Source organism: Moraxella sp. CTOTU48268 (genome assembly GCF_032069585.1).
GTDB classification, from domain to species: Bacteria; Pseudomonadota; Gammaproteobacteria; order Pseudomonadales; family Moraxellaceae; genus Faucicola; species Faucicola cinerea.
On the sequence record NZ_DAMALV010000039.1, the window covers coordinates 1605 to 21736 of the forward strand.

23 protein-coding genes are annotated in these 20132 nt (G+C 45.3%); all 23 read right to left on the reverse strand.

Going from position 1 to position 20132, the window contains the following annotated elements:
- On the reverse strand, positions 1-3843 hold a 3843-nt coding region (locus RT143_RS10500; RefSeq protein ID WP_313092937.1), incomplete at its 3' end, for a TipJ family phage tail tip protein.
- Positions 3844-3852: 9 nt separating this feature from the next.
- Positions 3853-4449: a tail assembly protein gene (locus RT143_RS10505; RefSeq protein WP_313092938.1), complete on the reverse strand. Its 597-nt coding sequence runs from the start codon at positions 4447-4449 to the stop codon at positions 3853-3855.
- Positions 4446-5195 (reverse strand): C40 family peptidase, encoded by a 750-nt coding sequence (locus RT143_RS10510; RefSeq protein ID WP_313092968.1) that lies wholly within the window; start codon positions 5193-5195, stop codon positions 4446-4448. The genes RT143_RS10505 and RT143_RS10510 overlap by 4 nt, the downstream gene beginning before the upstream one ends.
- A gap of 3 nt (positions 5196-5198) precedes the next feature.
- Positions 5199-5873 carry a phage minor tail protein L gene (locus tag RT143_RS10515; RefSeq protein ID WP_313092940.1) on the reverse strand — a complete coding sequence of 225 codons (675 nt, stop codon included), beginning with the start codon at positions 5871-5873 and terminating at the stop codon, positions 5199-5201.
- The gene (locus tag RT143_RS10520) at positions 5874-6146 is read right to left on the reverse strand and encodes a hypothetical protein (protein WP_313092941.1); all 273 of its coding nucleotides are present in this window, start codon (positions 6144-6146) and stop codon (positions 5874-5876) included.
- 14 nt (positions 6147-6160) lie between these two features.
- The gene (locus RT143_RS10525) at positions 6161-6493 is read right to left on the reverse strand and encodes a phage tail protein (protein ID WP_313092943.1); all 333 of its coding nucleotides are present in this window, start codon (positions 6491-6493) and stop codon (positions 6161-6163) included.
- On the reverse strand, positions 6493-9636 hold the full coding sequence (locus RT143_RS10530) for a hypothetical protein (protein WP_313092944.1): 3144 nt from the start codon (positions 9634-9636) through the stop codon (positions 6493-6495). Before RT143_RS10530 ends, RT143_RS10525 begins: the two co-directional genes overlap by 1 nt.
- A 73-nt stretch (positions 9637-9709) precedes the next feature.
- Entirely contained in the window at positions 9710-10408 is a 699-nt protein-coding gene (locus tag RT143_RS10535; RefSeq protein WP_313092946.1) for a zinc ribbon domain-containing protein, read from the reverse strand.
- A gap of 50 nt (positions 10409-10458) precedes the next feature.
- Positions 10459-10776: a phage tail assembly protein T gene (locus tag RT143_RS10540; protein ID WP_313092948.1), complete on the reverse strand. Its 318-nt coding sequence runs from the start codon at positions 10774-10776 to the stop codon at positions 10459-10461.
- Between the two features lie 50 nt (positions 10777-10826).
- Positions 10827-11165 (reverse strand): hypothetical protein, encoded by a 339-nt coding sequence (locus RT143_RS10545; RefSeq protein WP_313092950.1) that lies wholly within the window; start codon positions 11163-11165, stop codon positions 10827-10829.
- 67 nt (positions 11166-11232) lie between these two features.
- Entirely contained in the window at positions 11233-11655 is a 423-nt protein-coding gene (locus RT143_RS10550; RefSeq protein ID WP_313092951.1) for a hypothetical protein, read from the reverse strand.
- A 26-nt stretch (positions 11656-11681) separates the two neighbouring features.
- Positions 11682-12035 carry a DUF3168 domain-containing protein gene (locus tag RT143_RS10555; protein WP_313092953.1) on the reverse strand — a complete coding sequence of 118 codons (354 nt, stop codon included), beginning with the start codon at positions 12033-12035 and terminating at the stop codon, positions 11682-11684.
- The gene (locus RT143_RS10560; protein ID WP_313077750.1) at positions 12032-12535 is read right to left on the reverse strand and encodes an HK97-gp10 family putative phage morphogenesis protein; all 504 of its coding nucleotides are present in this window, start codon (positions 12533-12535) and stop codon (positions 12032-12034) included. Before RT143_RS10560 ends, RT143_RS10555 begins: the two co-directional genes overlap by 4 nt.
- Positions 12532-12855, reverse strand: a complete 324-nt coding sequence (locus RT143_RS10565; RefSeq protein WP_313077749.1) for a phage head closure protein — start codon at positions 12853-12855, stop codon at positions 12532-12534. Before RT143_RS10565 ends, RT143_RS10560 begins: the two co-directional genes overlap by 4 nt.
- Positions 12856-12965: 110 nt before the next feature.
- Entirely contained in the window at positions 12966-13262 is a 297-nt protein-coding gene (locus RT143_RS10570) for a head-tail connector protein (protein WP_313092955.1), read from the reverse strand.
- Complete coding sequence (locus tag RT143_RS10575) at positions 13259-14785, reverse strand: phage portal protein (protein ID WP_313092956.1); 1527 nt, start codon at positions 14783-14785, stop codon at positions 13259-13261. Before RT143_RS10575 ends, RT143_RS10570 begins: the two co-directional genes overlap by 4 nt.
- A 4-nt stretch (positions 14786-14789) precedes the next feature.
- Entirely contained in the window at positions 14790-14996 is a 207-nt protein-coding gene (locus RT143_RS10580) for a hypothetical protein (RefSeq protein ID WP_313092958.1), read from the reverse strand.
- 137 nt (positions 14997-15133) lie between these two features.
- On the reverse strand, positions 15134-16477 hold the full coding sequence (locus tag RT143_RS10585; protein WP_313092960.1) for a phage major capsid protein: 1344 nt from the start codon (positions 16475-16477) through the stop codon (positions 15134-15136).
- Positions 16474-17124 (reverse strand): HK97 family phage prohead protease, encoded by a 651-nt coding sequence (locus RT143_RS10590; protein ID WP_313092961.1) that lies wholly within the window; start codon positions 17122-17124, stop codon positions 16474-16476. The genes RT143_RS10585 and RT143_RS10590 overlap by 4 nt, the downstream gene beginning before the upstream one ends.
- A gap of 2 nt (positions 17125-17126) precedes the next feature.
- Positions 17127-17402, reverse strand: a complete 276-nt coding sequence (locus RT143_RS10595; RefSeq protein ID WP_313092962.1) for a hypothetical protein — start codon at positions 17400-17402, stop codon at positions 17127-17129.
- 354 nt (positions 17403-17756) lie between these two features.
- Positions 17757-19433 (reverse strand): terminase large subunit, encoded by a 1677-nt coding sequence (locus tag RT143_RS10600; RefSeq protein WP_313092964.1) that lies wholly within the window; start codon positions 19431-19433, stop codon positions 17757-17759.
- Positions 19430-19861 carry a terminase small subunit gene (locus tag RT143_RS10605; RefSeq protein ID WP_313092966.1) on the reverse strand — a complete coding sequence of 144 codons (432 nt, stop codon included), beginning with the start codon at positions 19859-19861 and terminating at the stop codon, positions 19430-19432. Before RT143_RS10605 ends, RT143_RS10600 begins: the two co-directional genes overlap by 4 nt.
- Before the next feature lie 89 nt (positions 19862-19950).
- The coding region (locus RT143_RS10610; RefSeq protein WP_313092967.1) for an HNH endonuclease at positions 19951-20132 on the reverse strand (182 nt) is incomplete at its 5' end.

The window sequence follows — 20132 nt, forward strand, 5'->3', positions numbered from 1 at the left end:
AGATTTTAATACAAGGTTACGACCACCCACTGACAAGGCATCGAATTTGGCGTTAAGCTGCTTTTCAGCCGTGGCAATCGCCTGTGTATTGTCGCTGCTAGTTTTCTCAAGTGACGCAATACGACTAGCGGCTTGACTGGTGCTACTCTCAAGCGTTTCGACACGCTGAGCCGTTGCACTGTCAGCATTAGCACGAGCGGTTTCTTCTGCAGCAATGCGAGCCGTGATAGTTTCATTGCCTTTTTTGTAGTCAGCGTCTAAGCTGCTGATACGTTGAGACAATGCGCTGTCTGCATCAGACACGGTTTTTTCAAGTGTAGCAACCTTAGCATTAGTCTGACCGTCCGCTGCTTTGTAGGCAGCATCGATACTATTAATACGTTCAGCCGTCGCACTATCTTTGGTTGCTTGAGTCTGTTTAAACTCATTGATAGTGGCATCGGTTGTGGCAAACTTGGCATCGATGTCTTCAGGTGCGGGTGTCCAGTCCGTTGCGATGTTGCCACGCTCCAATTTGACAGAATTTACCGTTACCGCTTGACTGTCGGCAACTGTTCGATATAAATCAAGTGCTAATTTACCCTTAAATTTTTCGTCAAAGTTAAAAACCTTAATATATTCATTTTTTGAAAAAGTCCCTATACCTTGGTCTTCCACACCGATAACGCCAATATGTGGTCTTATATGGTCGCCTTCTGGAAATACGCCTTTAACTCTTATCGTATAAGTCCCACTGGTCAATTCTTCTGACAGCACATACGATGCGACCAAATAATTGCTGCTCGTAAAATTTTGCTTAGATTTTAATACAAGGTTACGACCACCCACTGACAAGGCATCGAATTTGGCGTTAGTTGTGGTTGTTGCAATAGCCTGCGCTTGATTAGCGTCGATTTTAGTTTGATTAATCGTTGTGATGTCTGCAGCAGCTTTATCGCTTGCTGATTTAATCGTGTCAATTCGCTGAGATAAAGCAAGGTCGGCACTGGCATAACTGCTATTAATCGTCTGTATCTCGCTAGACAAAGAATTTTGCTGTGTCTTGATGCCGCTAATCTCTTGCTTAAAATCCGCGCCATCTTTTTTGAGTGTATCCACATCAACAATCGTGTTGGCAATCGCTTGCTTGCTTTTCTCAATATCAGCTACCGCCGTATTAAGGTTGGCTGATTCTGATGCTAAATTTGCATTGGTTACAGACAGGTTTTGACTAATCGCATTGATGCTTGTTTCGATACTTGGGATTTTACCTACACCAATTTCAAGCGTGGGTATTTTAGCAACACTGGTCTCAATGCTTGGTATCTTGGCAACGCCTGCTTCAAGCGTGGGGATTTTGCCAATCGGTGCTGCCAAATCTTGTGCAAGTTGCGTTTGGGTGATTTGACCGCTTAACAGCGTTAAGACTTTATCGGCACTGGCATCCGTAGTACCGCTTACCCAATTTGACCAGTCCGACACGTTGCCTAGTTTATCGACGATACGCCCACGGTAGTATTGGGTTAAATTACCTTGTAAACCATTGATAGTAGTATTATTGGTAGGGTAAGAGTATATACCTAATAACACTGCATCTGAGCCATTGGCATTGCTTGCGACTTGTATCTCAGTATAGTTAGCATCACTTGAGCCGTTGGCAAATACCCATGACACGTCCATGCCAAACAGCTTACCCACGGCTTTGATATTCGCAAGCGCAGGCGGTTTACCTTGTTTACCTGTGATAGTGGTAAGTGCTGAATTGGCAGCAAGACTTGCCACGTCAAACGGTGATATTGCAGTGACACGCGCTTCATAGTTGCCCGCATACACGCCGACGATATCAGCAGATACACCGCTTTGTTTAGGCATAACTATCCAGTTGCCGCCATCTTTGCGCCATTCAACTTGATAATGACTTGCCATCGCCACTTGCCCCCAACTAATAGTAAGGGTAGTGACGGCTTGCCCTTGGTGCGTAGCAATCGACTGTGACAGATTAACAAAGCTAGGCGCATCGATACGATAGGCGTCATTAACGGTGATTTTACGTGGTGTGACTTTAACGCTTGACTCAATGCCTGTAAATTTTTTAGGCTCGTATTGCACGCCGGTAATCGTAAAGGTTTCATCATCTTTAGTAATCGACATCACCCGAAATTGCATCAACTGCAAATCAGGGCTATTAATCGCCCAGACGTGTTGCGGCTCGATACTATCAAAAGGTTTATCGACAGTGATGACACGCCCATTAACCGCCACAATCGCACGGCTTTCGGTGGCGTCTGCCCCGTTGATAAGTAGCGTATCGCCAACTTTTGCGACAACATCACGATCAAGTGTCACGGCATCTTTGGCGGTATTAATTGCAGACACACGTCCGCCGTTGGCTCGACCTGCAAAGATTTCATCCGATACATTGATTATATCGCCCACTTGTGGGATAAAACCGTCTAAGCCCGTTTTAAACGATACTTGCTGTGTTTCTAATTGCTCAGAAAGCAACGCCCATTGTCCGACACGATAGGCTTGGGCTTGTGACGTGCAGCCAAACGCTGAGATATCAAGCTGACGAATGCCAAGGCGTGCAATGGCTTCTTCATCTTTTACCCATTCATAGTCGGTTTCAAAATCGTTGTTGGGGTCATCCCAAGCGACCTTTACCACTGTATGACGGTCACGTGCGCGGCTGCCTGTGTATTTAAACAAACCATCGACCACATTGGCCCGGCTATACGTAAATACTGGGTCTTTGGGTACATCGGCATTAACGACAATTGACTGACCATTCCAGTAGCTTAGCGCACGAAACACACCCGCAAGCTGTGACAACACATGATAAGCGTCCTCGGTTTTTTGCAGGTACAGGTTGACCGTAAAACGTGGTTCTTTGCCCCCTTTGCCGTCATCGACTAACTCGTCACAATAGCGACCCATCTCATACAGCGACCATTTATCCACCATGGATGCGTCAAGGCGTGAGCCGATGCCATAGCGTTTTGATAGGCACAAATCATAAAACACCCAGGCAGGATTATTGCTATATGCCTCGATAAATGTACCGTCCCACAAGCCATTATAAGTGCGAGTTTGTGCATTATAATTGCTAGGCACACGAATGATTTTACCTTTTAAGCGCACCGCCAATTTGGCAATATTTTGAAAGGATTTGGCATCGTACTGTAATGCAAGCAACGCGGTATTCGGGTAGCATAATTTGCTGTCAATAATCTCTTGTACCGCATCGACATACATTTTATCGCTGATATACTCGCTGGTGCTATTTGCGGTAATACGGCGCACACGGATTTGCCAGCCTTTTTTAGCAGTAGGTAAGTCAATGCGGTGCGTGCGCACATACCCAGTCGATGCCTTATCTTCGACTTTTGCGCTGAGTGCTTCAATCCACGCGCCGCCATCGGTCATTACATCAATGGCATAATCGATACGATAGCCTGACACATCGCCATTATCCTTATTTGTTTGAGCAAGTCTATCCCATTTAAGGCGTACCGCCACCGCTGATAACTGTAAGTTAGTAAAGGCACGGGTAAAAGGGCGGTCATGGCGTAATTCGACGGATACGCCGATTTCATTGACAACACTGTCAAACCCTGCAATATGGCTTTGGTCATTGGTACCATTTCTAACGTCAAAACTGACGTTTTTAAAATTATCCACGCCATTGGTTCTAATAGGGGTTTTCTCTAGGCGAATGGATTCCGCCCCGTTTGCCAAGCCTGCGATTTCGCCTTCTGCCAAGCCATATAAAATCTTGACAGTTTGCACGCTTGATACGCTGTCTTGTGCAATCACGGGGGTACGTGGGTTGCTTTCACCTTTTTTATGACCTTGTACTAACATTGTTTACCCTTACTTGCTATCTTCTGTGTAAATCCCCGCTGAGCAGATAAATCCGCCCACATCTCGCTCACCGTAGAGTATCGGCACAGGATTGCCCTGCGCCACGGTTGTCACTGCGCCGCCAAATCCATAGTTGGCTTTGTTGCCATCGGGGTCATTTTGCCCCAGTTTTGGCGTTGGCATCAGTAGCCCTGCGACACCGCCAAGCATCAACCCTATACCTGCGCCGATTAATGCTTGCGAACCTGGTACAAATAGACCAACGCCGACCATGATTGCCCCACCAATCACCTGCAGCCAATTAAACGCATCACCACCAGCGCCAACTACCTGCGGCACAATGTGTATCACTTCCTTGTCGGTGACATCGTTAAGTTCACGCTCACCAATATTTTTACCCAGTTGCTTTAAGTTTTTGGCTTTGGTTTTATCACCGATAAATACGGCAAACTTTAAGCCCTGTGATTCGCTATCAAGCATAAATTTTTTAAACTTGGGCAACTGACAGGCTAAGGCATGACTTGCTTCAAATGCTGATTGCACATCAAGCCGAAACTGCTTACCAAATTTTTTAGCCAAGAGGCCGTGTAAGATAATGAGTTTCATACAAAATCCTTATGACGCACAGTGATTACTGCGCGCCGTTGCCAATTCTCACCATAGATTTCACGCCGTGACAATCCACCGTAGGGGTGGTGTAAGACGATATCGCCAAGCGTTGGCGGCACATCCTCGCTTTGTAGCTGATAATCACCCAGATAAATCAGCGCATGATTAACGTGGTGGGTTTTACCCACCCGGCACAAAATCACGTCATGCGGCTGCAAGTTATCAACCTGCACAAAGCCTTGCTGTTCAAAGTTATCCAGATATAGACTGGGGTTATTAGGGTCTTCCCACCATGCGTCGGTGCGCTCAAAATCATCAATCTTGATGCCGATCTCACGCGCAAAGTAATCACGCACAATCGCAAAACAGTCAAGCATGCCGTGGTGATACTCTCGACCCACCAGGGGAGCAGTAAAGGGTGTTGGGTAATGCGTATCAAAGTCCTTACCATTGGTAATTACCCACGGTAAGCCATGCACCTGCATTTGCACCTTATCACTGTCCGATGGCAAAATATCGCCGTTGGGGTGACTATGCACAATCGCTACGATATTGCCCATTGCCTCGGCTTGTACCCAGTCTTTAGGGTCAAGGATAAAAACATCGTTGCCTTGTCCTAAGTTATTGCACGGTTGATAGCTGATTTTGCGCCCAGTTTTAACAAGTAACCCGCAGCATTCTTTGGGTAAACACGCTTGATAGTGCGCCAAGATATCGGCTTGATTGGTTTTTGTTAGCATAATACCTCACACTAGCGAGCTTGCTGGATAACCACCAAATGGCAGTTCGCCATACTCACCAAAGCGTAATTTACAATCAGATAAGCGACCGCCACATTTATCTAAGGCTGGGTCATCGGTGGGCTGTCCGTCTTTGGTAAAGCGTGCAACACCCATGTAGCCACACTCCTCACCGCGATAGCGACCGCACACCGCCCAGTTACAATAACCAGTGATTTGGCGCAAAGGAATTTTTTGCCCTTCAAAGTCCACAGGATTTGATAATTCAAAGCTGATTTGGCTGTGGTCTTCATCAGTTTTTTGCTCGATATACCACGTTTGTTTTTTATGCTCACTGCTTGCCGTTGGCTGTCCGTCAAGATATTTAGCAAGCGTATGAATGACCGTAAGCTTTGCCCCGACCAAGTCATTAAACTGTAAGCATAGGGCAGACAAGCCGCCTACAATGCCGTTAAACACATTGGCTAAATGCAGCGTCGGTGTCGATGCTTTGCCATCGCCGCGCATTTCAAGCCCATCAGCCGTGATTGCGATTGCATGATAGGTTTTGCCTTGCCAGATGATATCGCCGTCATTGTGACCATGGAAATAAAATACCCCGGCACCGACATTGCTGGCATCAAGCTGATACAGGGTGATTAACCCTGTAACGCCCAACTTTTGAAAGTCATTGTTTAGCATTTACACCACTTTGCCGTCTTTTAAGTCACCATCAGCTTGCACCGCCAAGGTGACAAAGTTTGAGTTATCCGCTTGCTCAACATCTTTTAAAATCACACTGACATGAGATAACGGCTGTGCGCCGTTGTCGCGTGCGTCTTTATTAAAGTAGCTTGCAAACGTAGCGGTTGCGGTTTTAGCGACTAAGTCATTATCGACTCGCACTAACTCGTGATAAGACATTGGCACAAACCAGACTTTGTGCATGATTGTTTTGTTGATTGCAGTTGCCATAATTAACGGTCCTTTTATCCGTAAAATTGCTCAAACTTGAGCGAGATTTGCCAAAAATTGGCTTTTCGCTGTGGTGTCGAGTAACCGCCACAGGTGTATTGCTTGGTTTGTCCATGTGGGTCAGTCCACAAAAACGGGATGGCGCCCTGGTGAGCGTCGATAAAGTCCATGATTGGCTGTATCACAGTCGCCAAGTCGCCAGTCTTAGTGCCTGACCACGCTTTGCGTTTGTTGTTGATGCCGTGGGTCGATAGCTGAGTGTAGCCGTCACCAAACTGCACTTTGTTGACCGCAAACTGGGTGTCGCTACCGGCACCCATATCCAGCTTCCATTTAAAGGTTTGCATTAGCGTCTCCGGATTTCTTTGTAAATCATTCCATTTTGACCAAGTTCGCCTTTCACGACTTTACGCGCCACTGCCGCCATTGCATCACCCATTTCTTTGCCCAGTTGGTGCTGTGACTCGACGCTGCTAGTACCATCACTATTGACTGTGACGTTAACGCTGATATTGGTTTCACCGCCAATGCCTTCGCCTTTGCGAATACGGTCAAGATTTTTAACGCCAATCGCCTTGGTAGACGGGGCGTCAAAGACGTACTCTTGACCATGCACGTAACCTGCGCGGGCATTGGTTGGGATGTTGCCCGTGTAGCCGCCGTCCATAAAGCCTTTGGGTTGGATTGCGCTGATAGCTGCGGTCATAAATCCAGTGTCCATCGCAGCTTTAGCGGCGGCAGCAGCCTTAGCCCAAACACTACCACTGGTATCTGCATAAGCATCAAGTATTGCAGATTTAGACTTTAGCCAAGCTTTATGCAGGGCATAGCCTTTTTCAATATTTGCCAGAACGTGATAAGCGCGTGATTGTTGCCCACCAAATGCACTAACAATACTCGCCATCGCACCAAATGTTTGCTCATAACCACCGACTAAAATTGCTTTTTGATGATTCACAAAATCATCATTAATCAGTTTTCTAGCTTTTGCAGCCTCATCTGCAACATTAGTATGCTCTTTTTCATACGCTTTGATGATTTCAAGGCGCTGATCTAGTTGGTTTTGCAAGTTTTGCAACTCACTGGTGCCGTTAAATTCCGCCATCATGCTGTTGTATGGGTCGGCAACGCTTTTACGGGCAAAATGAATTTCGTTGTTCATTTGCCCTGTCATGGCTTCGCGTAATGTGGCTATTTGCTCTGGACTGATATCAGTGCGACGGTCATTGGCTAAAACCTTGGTTTGATAATCTGCTCGAATTTTATCAACGGCTGAAGTTTTATAGCTATTGATGGATGTTAGTTCATCTTCAAACCCCTTTCGCGCTTGTTGCAATGCAGCTTGCTCTTTGGCATTAATCTCATTGATTCTTGCCGTGACAAGGTCTTTGTGCAAGCCAACGGTAAGCCTAGTTTCACGTCTTTCGATTTCAGCATTGTTTTTAATGCGCTCTTCTTCAGTCTGCTGCCATTCTGTCGCTTTTTGAAATTTAACATCATATTCAAGCTGTGCCTTTTCGTTTGCATTTTCAAACCGTGCATTTTCTTGAGTAATTAACTCTCGTTGCAGTTTGGCATTATTGACCTTGGCAATTTCTTTCAGTTTGTTTTGATGCTCGATAACGCGCTTGGTCTCTTCACCGGCATATTCATATTTGAGACGCGCTTGTAAATCAAGCTGCTCTTTGAGCGCGCGTTCAGCATCTTGACGCTGTTTTTCGACTTCTCGCGCTTGTTTGTCAGCAAGGTTTTTAGCTTCACGCGCTGATGTATCTTTCTGTTGAGCAATCAACTGTGAGGCTTCGTCCTGCGCTTTTGCATAAGGCGTATTGATACCGCTTGAACCACCTTTAATACCTTTTGATGCTGGTGATTGGTGCAACAAGTCAACTGATAAACCATCCGCAAATAAAATGCGCTGAACGTAACCACCGCCTTTACTGTCATAAAAATTACTAACATTTTTAATAGGTACTTTAGAGGTGATTGGTGTACCAACTGGCATCGCAAAATCGATGCCGCGATGGTATTTGGATGCGCCCTCAACGCCAATGTCACCACGATAACCGTAATCCGATGTTTTGCGATAGGCGGTCAACGGTTTGCCATCAGCTTGGAAACGTACTAATTCAGCTGAAGTTAATCGACGACTACCACCAGACACACGAATATCCAAATGCGCGCCACTGCCAATACCACTATTTCCGCTGATACCAACCAAACGTGCTTGAACTTTTTCTAGCGACTTGGCTGATTTTTCACGCTCTTTAGCAAGCTCTTTTTCTTTTTCGAGTTGTTCTTGGATTTGTGCGCCTGTTTTGCCAAGTTTGGCATTTTGCTGATCAATGGTATTATTTAGTTTGACGTAAGCCGATACAGTCGCATTGGTGCCATTAGTGCCTAGCTTATCGATATATTCCATCTTAGTGGCATAAGTACCGAGTTTGTTTGATAGATCATCTAATACATTGACGCCAATTTGGGCAGCGGCTTTATTGTTTACCAGAAAATTTTTGCCCATCTGAAAAAAAGCATACGGGCTATTCCAGTCTACCCCATTGCCAAGCTGACCAATCATGGCTAGCAAACCGCCCAAGGCGGTGCCCATCATGTCAAAAGTAGCGACTGCACCCAGACCTGTCTTGGCGATAAATTTAAAGCCTTGCGCAAGCATATCCCCTGCAGCTTTTGCCTGATTTTTTAGATTGGCATCTTTAACTAAATCACCTGCCAAGTCGCTTAATACAGGGATAAGCGCTTGGGTGAGTTGATTTTTAACACCTTGATAGGACAGATTAAGTAAATCAGTCGAGGCTTTTAGTTCCTGACTTGCACGGATGGTTTTTTCATCCATGACAGCGCCTGCGTTTTCAGCAGTGTCCGCCCATAGCTTAAAGCCCGCACCACCATCAGCAAGCAACGGGATAAGGCTTGACGCTTCGTCAGCGATGCCTTCCATGTAAAAAACCATCTCAGATTGGCTGAGATTGGCTTTGTCCATCGCGTTATACATGGCTTGCAGTGCTTCTGGGCCTGACATTTTACGCAGTGCATCAGCAGTCAAGTTTGCTTGTGGTGCAACATTTTTAAAAAAGTCTTGTAACTCACCACCGCCAGTTGATAAAAAATCACCGACTTTGTCTTGCGTGTCTTTAAAAATATCCGCAAGTTTGTCTTGCTCAGTACCTGCAGCCTTGGCAGCAAATGTGTATTTTTGGATAGCGGCAACAGATGTGTTTGCGACTTGGGCGGTTTTGGATAACTCGTTTGCCAGTTTTACTTGTTCAGTAGTCATGGCAGCCAATGCGGTTGCGCCAGCAGTTGCACCCGCTACTACCCCCATTAAGCTAACTTTTGCAATCTCTTGCGCACTTCTTTTGATATCAGCAAAACTATTCACGGATAGATTGCGGGCGTTATTGATTTCGGACGTAAATCGTGCCGTATCGGCGGTCAAGATAATTTGCGCTTGTCCTAATACAGTTGACATGATTTACTCCGATTGTTAATTTTTGGCAATAAAAAACCCACTGCAATGAGTGGGTTTTTTAGTAATGTATTCTTTAACGTTTCCATTCGAGTCCGGCAGTATCAAAATCAAACTGGGTGCGCGGCTCTTGGAAAAATGGTGCTTCAATGATTACTTTTTTGGATGTTTTTAGCTTTTTGATAAAAGCGTCTTCGCCCGATGCTAAAAAGACGACATCATTTTTACCGGCATCTGCTTCGTTGACTATGTAAGTCTTTATCGCTTCATTATCAAATTTAACCGATATTTCGCACCCATCATAGCTGCAATGAAATTGCCCTTTATCAATACTAAACATCACATCATTGCCCTCGCCTTTATTGCGTAGGATGATGTGTAAGTGCGATTCGCCCTGGTAAGGGAATTGGAAATTTGCACTATTTAATGATGTTGCGTCAGCATAATAAGTGGTATTACCACGCATTTTGTCAACATCGCTGTCATATCGCCAATTTGATGCGGCTACTGGTTTTTCGGGTGGTGTTTCTTTGGCCGCTGATGCACTACCTACCAATGATTGATTGTTGGCGCTGTTTTGTGTCGTTGGTGCCTGTGTTGATGTTTCACTATTGCACGACTTGATCATTGCCCACACAATTGAGAGTAGGATAATACCAACAATGATATTTAAAATGGGCGATGTACGTTTTATTTTTGCGCCGCAATTGGGGCATTGTGTGGCATTTTTACTTACTTGATGACCACAATCCTTACATGCTATTAGTTTTGCCATGCTGTAATCCCTTTAGTAACAATTCGGTAAGATTACAGCATAAACAAAAGTCACTGACTGGGCAATGGCTTTTTGACTTTCAAATGCTCAAAATATTGCTGCATTTCAAGCGTTTGGGCTTGCCATTTGGCTATTTGCTCAGCTTGCTCACGGCGCTCACGCTCGTCTTCATCCACTGGGTCAGGGTCAAAGACCAAATAATCAGATAACTTGGTATCTTCAACGCCAGCTATTTTGGCTGATACATTTGCAAGCATGGCAAAATTAATATCTTGACGATACCCGCCAATAGGGTCAATCTGGTCATACGCCATCCAGTGCGCAAGCTCGTCGATATCCATCGATGATTTTAATTGCGCAACGGTCATACCAAGATGCCCAGCTAACTTAAACAAAAACCGCGTTTGGTACGCGGCTCTTAGTTTTTTTCAGCTTGCTCGACCGTGGTTTTGGGTTCGTTGATTTCGGCAAACGCTTTCATCGCGTTGTCAAAAAATACATCTGGCAACTGTGCTAAGCTATCAATGTCTTCATCGTTAAAGATACGATTGCCATTAGCATCTACCAAAAACAATGACATGGCAGTCGCATTGCCTTTGCCGTCTGCTGCTTTTGACAGCTGCTTGTAGTAGGCTTCACGTTCACCGATGGTAAAGCGTTTTAAAAATGCTTTTTCGCCCGTGGTTGGGTCAGTGTATGGTACGGGTTGCAAACCGCCAGAGACAACGGCACCTAATAATGCTGCTTTAAAACTCATAATATTACCTTTTCATTTTTGATTTAATGGATAAAGCCATTTAACTAATCAAATGACTTTAGTATGGTTAGATAACTGTCACATTGGTTGGCTGTGTGGTGATGGTGATAGCCATTTCGATACGCAATTTTTTCTTGGGGTCAGTTTTTGGTGTCCAATCACTGATGCGGCCCTTAAATTGCTGGCTGAGCGATGGCGCTTGAGTAAAGATATACTGCCAGTTAAGTTCAGTACCGTCATCGTAGGCTTTTTTGAGTGCGATATGGTCGGGGTCAGACTCGATATAGGCAATCTCTGCCTTGATTTCGCCCCCTTCATAAAAATCTACCGGCTCTTCGACTTTGACGTGATCATCGGTGGCGGTGACTTCATCCAGTGTTTTTTTGCGGGGCGGTGGGTCTGCGTTTTGCAATTTTGGCACTTTTTTATAAGCGGTGCCATCGGTGGAATACTTTAGCTGGTAAAAGCTATCGACGGATTGATCTGCCATGATTAACTCCTAGGCGTTAGTTGATTTTAGGTTGATGTCCATAGTTGCCAATCCATTGATTGGCGATATAGCCCAGTATCATCATCGGGCAATTCTTGACGGCTTAAAAATTCTGAAAGTGGGATACCTGTATTAATAGCATCTATAACTTGAATGGCGAGCGCATCTAATTCGTCATAATCTTCATGATAAATATCGATTTGTACCCGCACATACTCATGACCGCTAAAGCCATCCATCGTATTATCTGGGATACTCGACACCTTGGAATAGATGACATAAGGGGTGGCGCTATTTGCTCCTTCCCAGCGCTGCATAGGAAACACACGTCCTCCAACAAGCGGTGATAAAATTGGATAAAGCTGTTGTCCTAAATTCACTCATTACCCCCTGTGCCTGCAATAACGCCACCTTCCTTTTCAATGTTTTCACGCAATTTAGCTTTAAATCGTTCAATGGCTTCATGTGCCTTGGTGTCAAATGCAGGGCGTAAAAACGGCGCTGGCGCATGCTTTGATGTACCATACTCGACAAATACCCAATAACGGGGATAGAGTTTTTGTTTAGTGCCTTTACCAATATAAATCGCGGTACCAGCTGACACCCCTAGTTCGTTAAGCTCCTTTTTCTTGAGTCTACGTTTTCGGATCGACGATTTTAACAAGCCTGGTTGAACAGTAACTTTATTACCTGCCCTACCATACACCATCTCATGCGGCTCATTTGCAAGCGCAGCTTTGACTTTTGCTTCTTTAACGATTGGAGTCGCTGCGTAGGACAATGCGCTATCCAATGCTTTTTTAGCAACTTTGTCACTAAACTGGGCAAGCGCGTCATCAAGCTCACGTAACCCCACGACTTGTACGTCTGTTGTGATCATACGCTCACCAAAAGTAAAGTTAGATATTCGCGTCCACTGCCCTTATCCGCCAGTGGTTCGCCATCGATTTTGTAGGTTTTGCCATCGTATTTGATGCGATTGGTGGAGTTGATGTCTTTGCGATAACGGATAATACAGCGTAAAGTAACTTGACTGCCTGCCGCTTTAGCTTGGATGACATCACGTGTTGACAATGGCTCAATATTTGCCCAGATTGTTGGACCTTCGGTGTACGTAGTCTTAGGGCTACCGCCAGTTGGACTTTGTGTTGTCGTCACTGTAATCAGCGTAATACGCTGCCGTAATTTACTCGCTTTCATTGTTTTTAGCCCTTACCAGTGCCAATAGTAAATAAAACGGCAAAATGCCAATTAGCCCCGCAATGCCGCAAGCCAAACAAACTTGGATAAAATAGTAAATGGCTTGCATGTCACACCACCGTTGGCGCGCGATACGGCTGCAATAGCATTTGCACACTATGCGGCAATCCGCTAAATGTGGGGCTAAAGTTTTGCACCGTCTCACTATTGCGGTCATCGTCCAGATAACCGCAAAGTAATAAGGTGGCTGCTCTTAGCGCGGGCTGCATGTCATCCGTCACCGCATCGGTGATAAAGCGATTAATCACTTGCTCACTGGCATCTAGATAGGCTTGCAAAACCACATCATTGCTATTGTCGTCATAGCGCAAATGCTGTTTGACGTCCTCAAGGGTGGCGTAACTCACTGTTCACCCCCGTTTTTAGAGACCAATTTCCAGTTTTCATGGCTAAAATCGCCTTGGCTAGCCGCTGTAGCCACCCAAAGACCGCCTTTTTTACTGACAAAATCGCCTTTTGCATAGGCGACATCGGCGTCAAACTTGCCTTTATACAGGTCGTCAAATTCAGGTTTTGTCGCTGATTTTGCTGTATCGTGTGGCGTTTCTGGTGTATTTGGCGGTTGATAGTGGTTATGGATAACCGTTTTTGCGGTATCTTCAGCCGTTTGCGCTGGTGGGGATAAATCCTTGCTAAATGGGTCATCTTTTGCATCCCTTTTGGCCAATGCTTCAAGTGAGTAGTTTTGTTGTTGCATAAGTGGAGTATCGCCACCCATGACAGGTGCGTAGCCAAGCTCGGCGCGCGCTTCATTGGGTGCGATAATGCCGCCTTGTGTGCCTTTAGTGAGATAATCAATCTTACTTGTACTATCCATGCGGATTAGTGATTTTAAATCCGCTTCGGTCTCTACGCCGTCTTCAAGCTCAAGATGAGCATCGAGTAGATTTTCGATGGACTCAATGTAGTGTTGCAGACAGTCGCTATAGTAGATTTCGTTCAAATCTTCAATCTTGGTACCGGTTGGGATTGAGCCAATGCCCACCTTAAACGGCGGTACGTGAAATACGCTACAAACGATTTCGCCAGTAAGTTTCAACTGATCAATCAGCTGCGCATCATCGGCTGAGATGGAAATGATTTCATATTTAGCGCCATCGCCCAGCACTGCCACGCCGCCTTGGTTGACACCGCTATGCGTTGCTTGCCATTGCGCTTTAATTTCGCGTGCTTTCTCTTCCGATATTGCCGCTGGTACTGACAACACCCCGTCAGGGCGACTACCATTTTTAAATAAAACGGTTTGATTGTTTTGGATGGCTATGCCTTGCGCTGCCGATATCGCACACGCAGTGATGGGCGAAAGGCCAACCAGAGGATGATACAAACAATTAAAACGGTCATGGATAATTTCAGACGCTGGCATTACTGTGTCAGTATCAATGTTAAATAACTTGTCACGGGCGATTTGATAAAACACGTCACCATTGTCAGCGACAAGCGGTTGTACGCGGTCTGGATTGAGTACATGCAATTGATACACGTCGCCAAAAATATCGCGTTGTTTCCAAACGTAGGTATTGCCGCGTTTGGTTTTTGAGTTAATCCATTGCTCAGCAAACTGCTGCCAAGTTTGTAGGTTGTTTGGCTTTTTAAAAATCCGTGTTGCTTTGGATTTGGTGATGGTTAGCACACCATCTTTAAGGCGCTTGGGATGAAAACGCAATTTTCCTACATCGCCACTAATCAGCGTGACACAGGCAAAAACCGTGTGATACGAGAATAAATCCGTGGTTTTAAGCTCTTGGTTGCGTTGCCATGCCCCCGTAAACGGCTCATTGACCGTTGTTGTACCGATGTTTGTCCAGCCACCGCCATTATTGACAGGTGTTATTGATTTTCTGCCAAATAAGCGGTTTAACCAGTTCATGTCATTACTCGCTGTCAGTTGTGGTATTTGATTCGGTTAAAAGGTCGGTTTGGGTGTCGGCTTTATCCGCTTTGGTACGTGTCTTTGTTTCTTTTGAGGGGTGCTCTTTGGCATAGCCGGTTAAAATCAAGACTTTTGCTTGCTCATCTGGGATGTCTTTGATATCACCTGCATAGGCATTTGGGGCGTTTTTAAGGTATTTAATTAGCATAGTGTTATCCAAAAATCGGCTATTTGTTTATGCGTTAACGCTGATAAGCAGGAGATAGGAGGGACCTTACCAACGCCAACGCATAAAAAAACAGCCCTGCGGTTAAGTAGGACTGTTTTTGGATAATTCGCTTCAGATTAAGCAGCAAAGCGTAACGCGGCTGCCACTTTTTGACGACGTTTTGCCCAAGTGATAAAGCGCTCAGCACGGATGGCTTCTTTATTTTCTTGGAATAAATGCACCAGTTTGCCATCAGGCATCGTGATAGTTGCGTCTTTGCTGTACGCCACTTCGACTTGACCTTCATCCGCCAAATAAAACTCACTGGCTTTGACTAGCTCAACGATGGTACCTGCACTTTCAGATTCAATAACAGGGATGCCGTTAATGGTTTTTTCACCTTTATCCGCTTGCAGACCTGGGAAAACTGGCGCACCGAGTGGCGTTTCAAGTTCTGCCCATTCATTGGCCCGTGTTTCAGACATGATATAAGCCGCATCGCTCAAGCTCAAATTATCACTGATAAACTGACGGCGTAGTCCCGCCAATGCAGCTTTGATGGTCGTTGCATCTGATGCAGATACATCGGTGATGGTTGCGCCATTTAGTGAGCCTGCGGGGCGGCGCTCATTTTGGGCTTGGTCATCGATAAAGGTTAAGTCAATCAGCATACGGTTTGACTCAATCAAATCAGCCAAAATCCGCTGATCGGCTTTAAACAAGTTAAACCGGCTTAACTCTTCGGTTAGCACAGAGATACCTGCCACTTTGTGGAGTTTTAATGTCACACTGTTGTAAGTCGCATTGGTCACAGGTTTGGCCTCGCCTTCACCCACCCATTGTGATGTTGCGCCAGTCGCCATACCTGCAATCGTGCTATTAAAATCAGCTTTGCGCATTTTTGATGCTAATTTATCGACGATAGTGTCAGCACGTAGCAATTCAACAAATTCATCGGTCAGCGGTGTAGTTGGCACCAACACACCCGCATTGGTTGTTGACATAACCTCAACGGCTTTTTGTAGCTCTTCAACAACTTTTGGGTGCATGCCCGCTGATTTGGCAATTTCAACAGCGGACACATAACTGCCCTGCGTGGCTAGTTTAGCTGACAGGGCTTTCGCCTTTGCCATTTGCACAAAGCCGATACCTGGTGCAAGTTTTGGTTCGGTTACTGTCACGTTTTTACCTGTATTTTGAGGTTCTTTTTCGCCATCGGCACTTGCACCTGCTTGTTCTGGATTTTCACCAGCAACAGGGGTTAGGTTTTCAGCGGCATTGAGTGACTTAATCAACCCAATTAAACGCTGCTCATTGCGTTCAAGCTGTTTGATTTCGTCTTCAAGGGCTTCAATTTGGCTGTTTTCATCAGCGTTTGGGGTGCGGTCTTCTTTGGCGGCTTTGGTCATTACATCGCCCATTGCTTTGCGTTTGGCAGCAATGGTCGCTTTGACACGCGCTAGCTGTTCTTGATAAGTCATAATAATTTAACTCCCCCGCTTGGTTGCGGAATAAGGGTTACAAAGGATTGCTGTTTAGCAGTTTCTTGCCCAGTCGTAACGCCGACAGGAGCGGTTTTTGTGGCATCGGTTTGTGATGGTGTTTTATTTGCATCACTCCCAAGCGCGGGAGCTTTGCTTGCACCATCGGCGAATGCCTTTTTAAAATCTTTCACGGATGTGATGACTGCGTCTGAGTTTGCCGGGATAGTGACGGCGGATAGCTCATACCATTCCCACTCTTTGATATGCAGTCCCCAGGTCGAGTCGATATAGTTGTATTCAAGCGTGCGAAAACCGACGGATAAGCACTTCACCAAGCCTGATTTGATAGATTGCCAGGCTTCATCGATACGGTCTTTGAGCGTGCCGTCTTCATCGATTTTGGCGATTTTTGCGGTGATTTCGATGCCAGCATCAGTGATTTTGGCTTCAGTCACTTCGCCAATGGGTTGGTTATGGTTGTGCTGCCACAGTAGCGGGATGGGTAGCGCAAATTTTGCCCCGCTTGGTTCAATGATGTCATCATCGCGGTCCGGTGTTGGTGTTGAGGCAATGCCGGTGATAATGCGCTCATCGCCGTTGTCAGTGACGGCTTTCACTTTAAGGGTTGAATAAGCTTTGGTCATGGTTAAAATCCAAATGTTTTGACTTCTCGCAAGTCTGTTGCTTCTAAGTCTTTTGGTGGTTTGACATATGGCGGTATATTAATTTGACCTTGTGCTTTTTCAATTAAATCCGCAACGTCACAAGTTGACAAAAATACTGGGTAAACGTCACCGTTAATGGTTGAGATTTTGCAATTTCGGTCAGTCACGTTGGCAACAATGGTTGTAATACAATCAATATTGATAATCGCTGATTGATTGGCGGTCGTGGTGACGTTGATAAAACCGTGTAAACTCATAGTGTTTTCCAAAATTTAGGCATAAAAAAAGCCACTGGATAAAGTGACTTTTATTTTCGTTTCATCTTTGACTTGGTTCGCTTGTTGTTTTTGGGTTGGTGTTTTAAATTTGGTAACCCTTTTACTGTGTTACTGCCATCATCAAATTTGTTAGCAAAAAACGAGCGAAAACAACCTGCGCTGTAATCATTGTTAATTTTGGTCATTAACTACTTGCCTTTATCTTTTTAAATTTAGGTGCTGTCATTGGTGGTTATGATGGTGTTGGACTCACCGACAGCGGACTATTGCCCCCAACAGGACAATCTACGCGATTACAGGATTTTCCACCCGTAGCGGTCATTAACTTTTATATCAAACAAAAAATACACTCACTTCATCCAATTTTTTTGGTGGCTCTGGGTTTTGACTCATTAATGCTACAGCGTTGAATGTGCCCATTAGTGGATCAATCTTGGCAATGCCTGATTGCTGTTTATCAATCATCATACCGTTGCCTTTCATCGTGACACGGGCATTACCTGCGCACCAGGCCATGAGTGCTTGATTAGCATGGATAAACTGCCCACCTGCCAACTTACGCTCAGTGGTTTGGATATACCCAGCTAATCTAATCCCTTGCGATACACCAAACATGATGTTTTCAGGGATGCCAATTTCAACAAACGCATCGACTAAGACGTCTTTTTTAGCATTATCAAACCCGATTGAGTGGAGCTTGCCACTGTCTAACAGTTTTTTAGTGATTTCAGCGGCTTGCTTGGCATCTTTACCTGCATCGGACTTTTTGTTGATAGTCAAATCGCCGTCAGATTCAAAATCTCGCAGTAACGGCTCAATTTGTTTGTGTCGCTCAAGCACACTATCAAAGCACCAGGCATGCGTCCAAAGTAGCCATTTATGATAGTTATCTTTGCACCTACCGACCACTGCATAGCCAAGCAAGTCATCCAAGCCCCCACCATCAATGCCGACTGTAAGGACTTCGCACTGCTCAATCATCTCATCAAGGGTAAAATCTTCGCCAGATTCAAGCCAAAATTCCGCCCCTGCCCAGCGATTAGCCCGCAATGATAGCCCAATCTCGACATTGAGATGCTTTGCCATAAAGTCTTGTAGCGACTCTTTTGTGTCTTTGACCTGCTCATACTGATTAATCAAATACTCTGTATCGACAGATGCGCCTAAATTTGGATTTGTGACGTACCAGTTTTTTGGGTCAAGATGCTCATTATTATCAAGCATTGACTTTGGGTACTCATAGATAATAGGCAAAAATTTGTTATTGACTGCCTTGCCATCACGTACATCACGCGCATAATCAAGCTTCTGCTTAAAAATCCCTGCTGGCGGCTCGTCTGACTGGGTGCTCAGATAAATCACAAAACCTTCGGGGCGGCTTGCTAATCCACCAGTTGCCTCGCGCAAAACACTCTCCGCCTTGACACGTTTGCCAAATAGCCAAAGCTCGTCAATCAAGATAAAAGATGCTTTAACCCCCGCAAGCGTATCCGATTCAGCGGCAATCACCTTGAGCGTTGCGTTGTTACTTAAGTCAGTGATAGTGCGAGTATGCTCAGATACATTAAAACGCACCCGATACCGCTCATTAGCTTTAATCATATCGCGAATCGGGATAAACGAGTTATCGGCGACCTCTTTTGTGGGCGCTAAAATAATTAGACTCGCTGATGGTCGTCGATTGATTAGCAAAGCCGTCATCATGATGCCGGCAGCCAATGTTGATTTAGTGTTTTTTTTGCTGATTAGTAAAAAAAATTCAGTGATTTTTTGACGCTTTGACTCCTCGTCGTATGCTCCAAAGATGGATACAACAAAATCAAATACCCATTGCCGACTAACTTCGCCAAAGGTGGGCGAGTCAATCATGTCCTGGATAACTAACTGCTTAAACTTGAGCAATGCGTTGACGCCAGTCTTTGGGTATAAGGGCTTGCACGGCACTAAAGACTCACCTTTGACGATACGCTCTTCCCAATCAGGCAAGGCTGTCGTCCATTGTGTAGTCATGAGTAGTGTTTATATTCAGCTGTTTCGGTTAAATCCAATTGGTTGCTTGGGAGGCTGTCGTTTGCCGCAATGCCTTTTGCTTCGTCTAGTCGTGACTCTTTTTTGCCGACTGACTCTTTTTTCGCGTGGAAATATGGCATCAATGCAGCGGCGGCCCTAAATGATACATCCTCATCAAACGAATTCATCTGCTTGAGTAGCACGTCCATTGGGTCTTTTGCTTCGATTTCGACTTCATTGTTTTCGCTTTTAAATGCGGCGGTTTCGATTTTTGCCAAATACTTAGCCACGTCTTCGTCTTTCGCTAAGCGAGAGCCTGCGGATGATGCTGTGCCCGCAGAATACCCGGCTTTGAGTGCGGCATCGCGGTTTGATAACCCCGCCACCTTTGCTCTAGCAAAAGCCTTCTTTTTTTTTGTCAAAGACATACGTCACCATGTTAATATTTTTAACTTTTTGCCAAAAATGACATTTTTTTTGCAAACGAGAGGGGGCGCGGTGTCCGCTGACCATCGGTTTACAGTTTTTTGATACCCCCCGCCATGCTCTCGGCATGAGTTTTTTTGTCATGGCATGGATTGCAGAGGGTTTGTAGATTGGTTGGCTCGTCAGTGCCGCCTTGGGCAGTGTTGACAATGTGGTCACATACCAGGTCTTTAGAGTCAAAGACTTTCTTGCAATGCTGACAGGTATATAAGT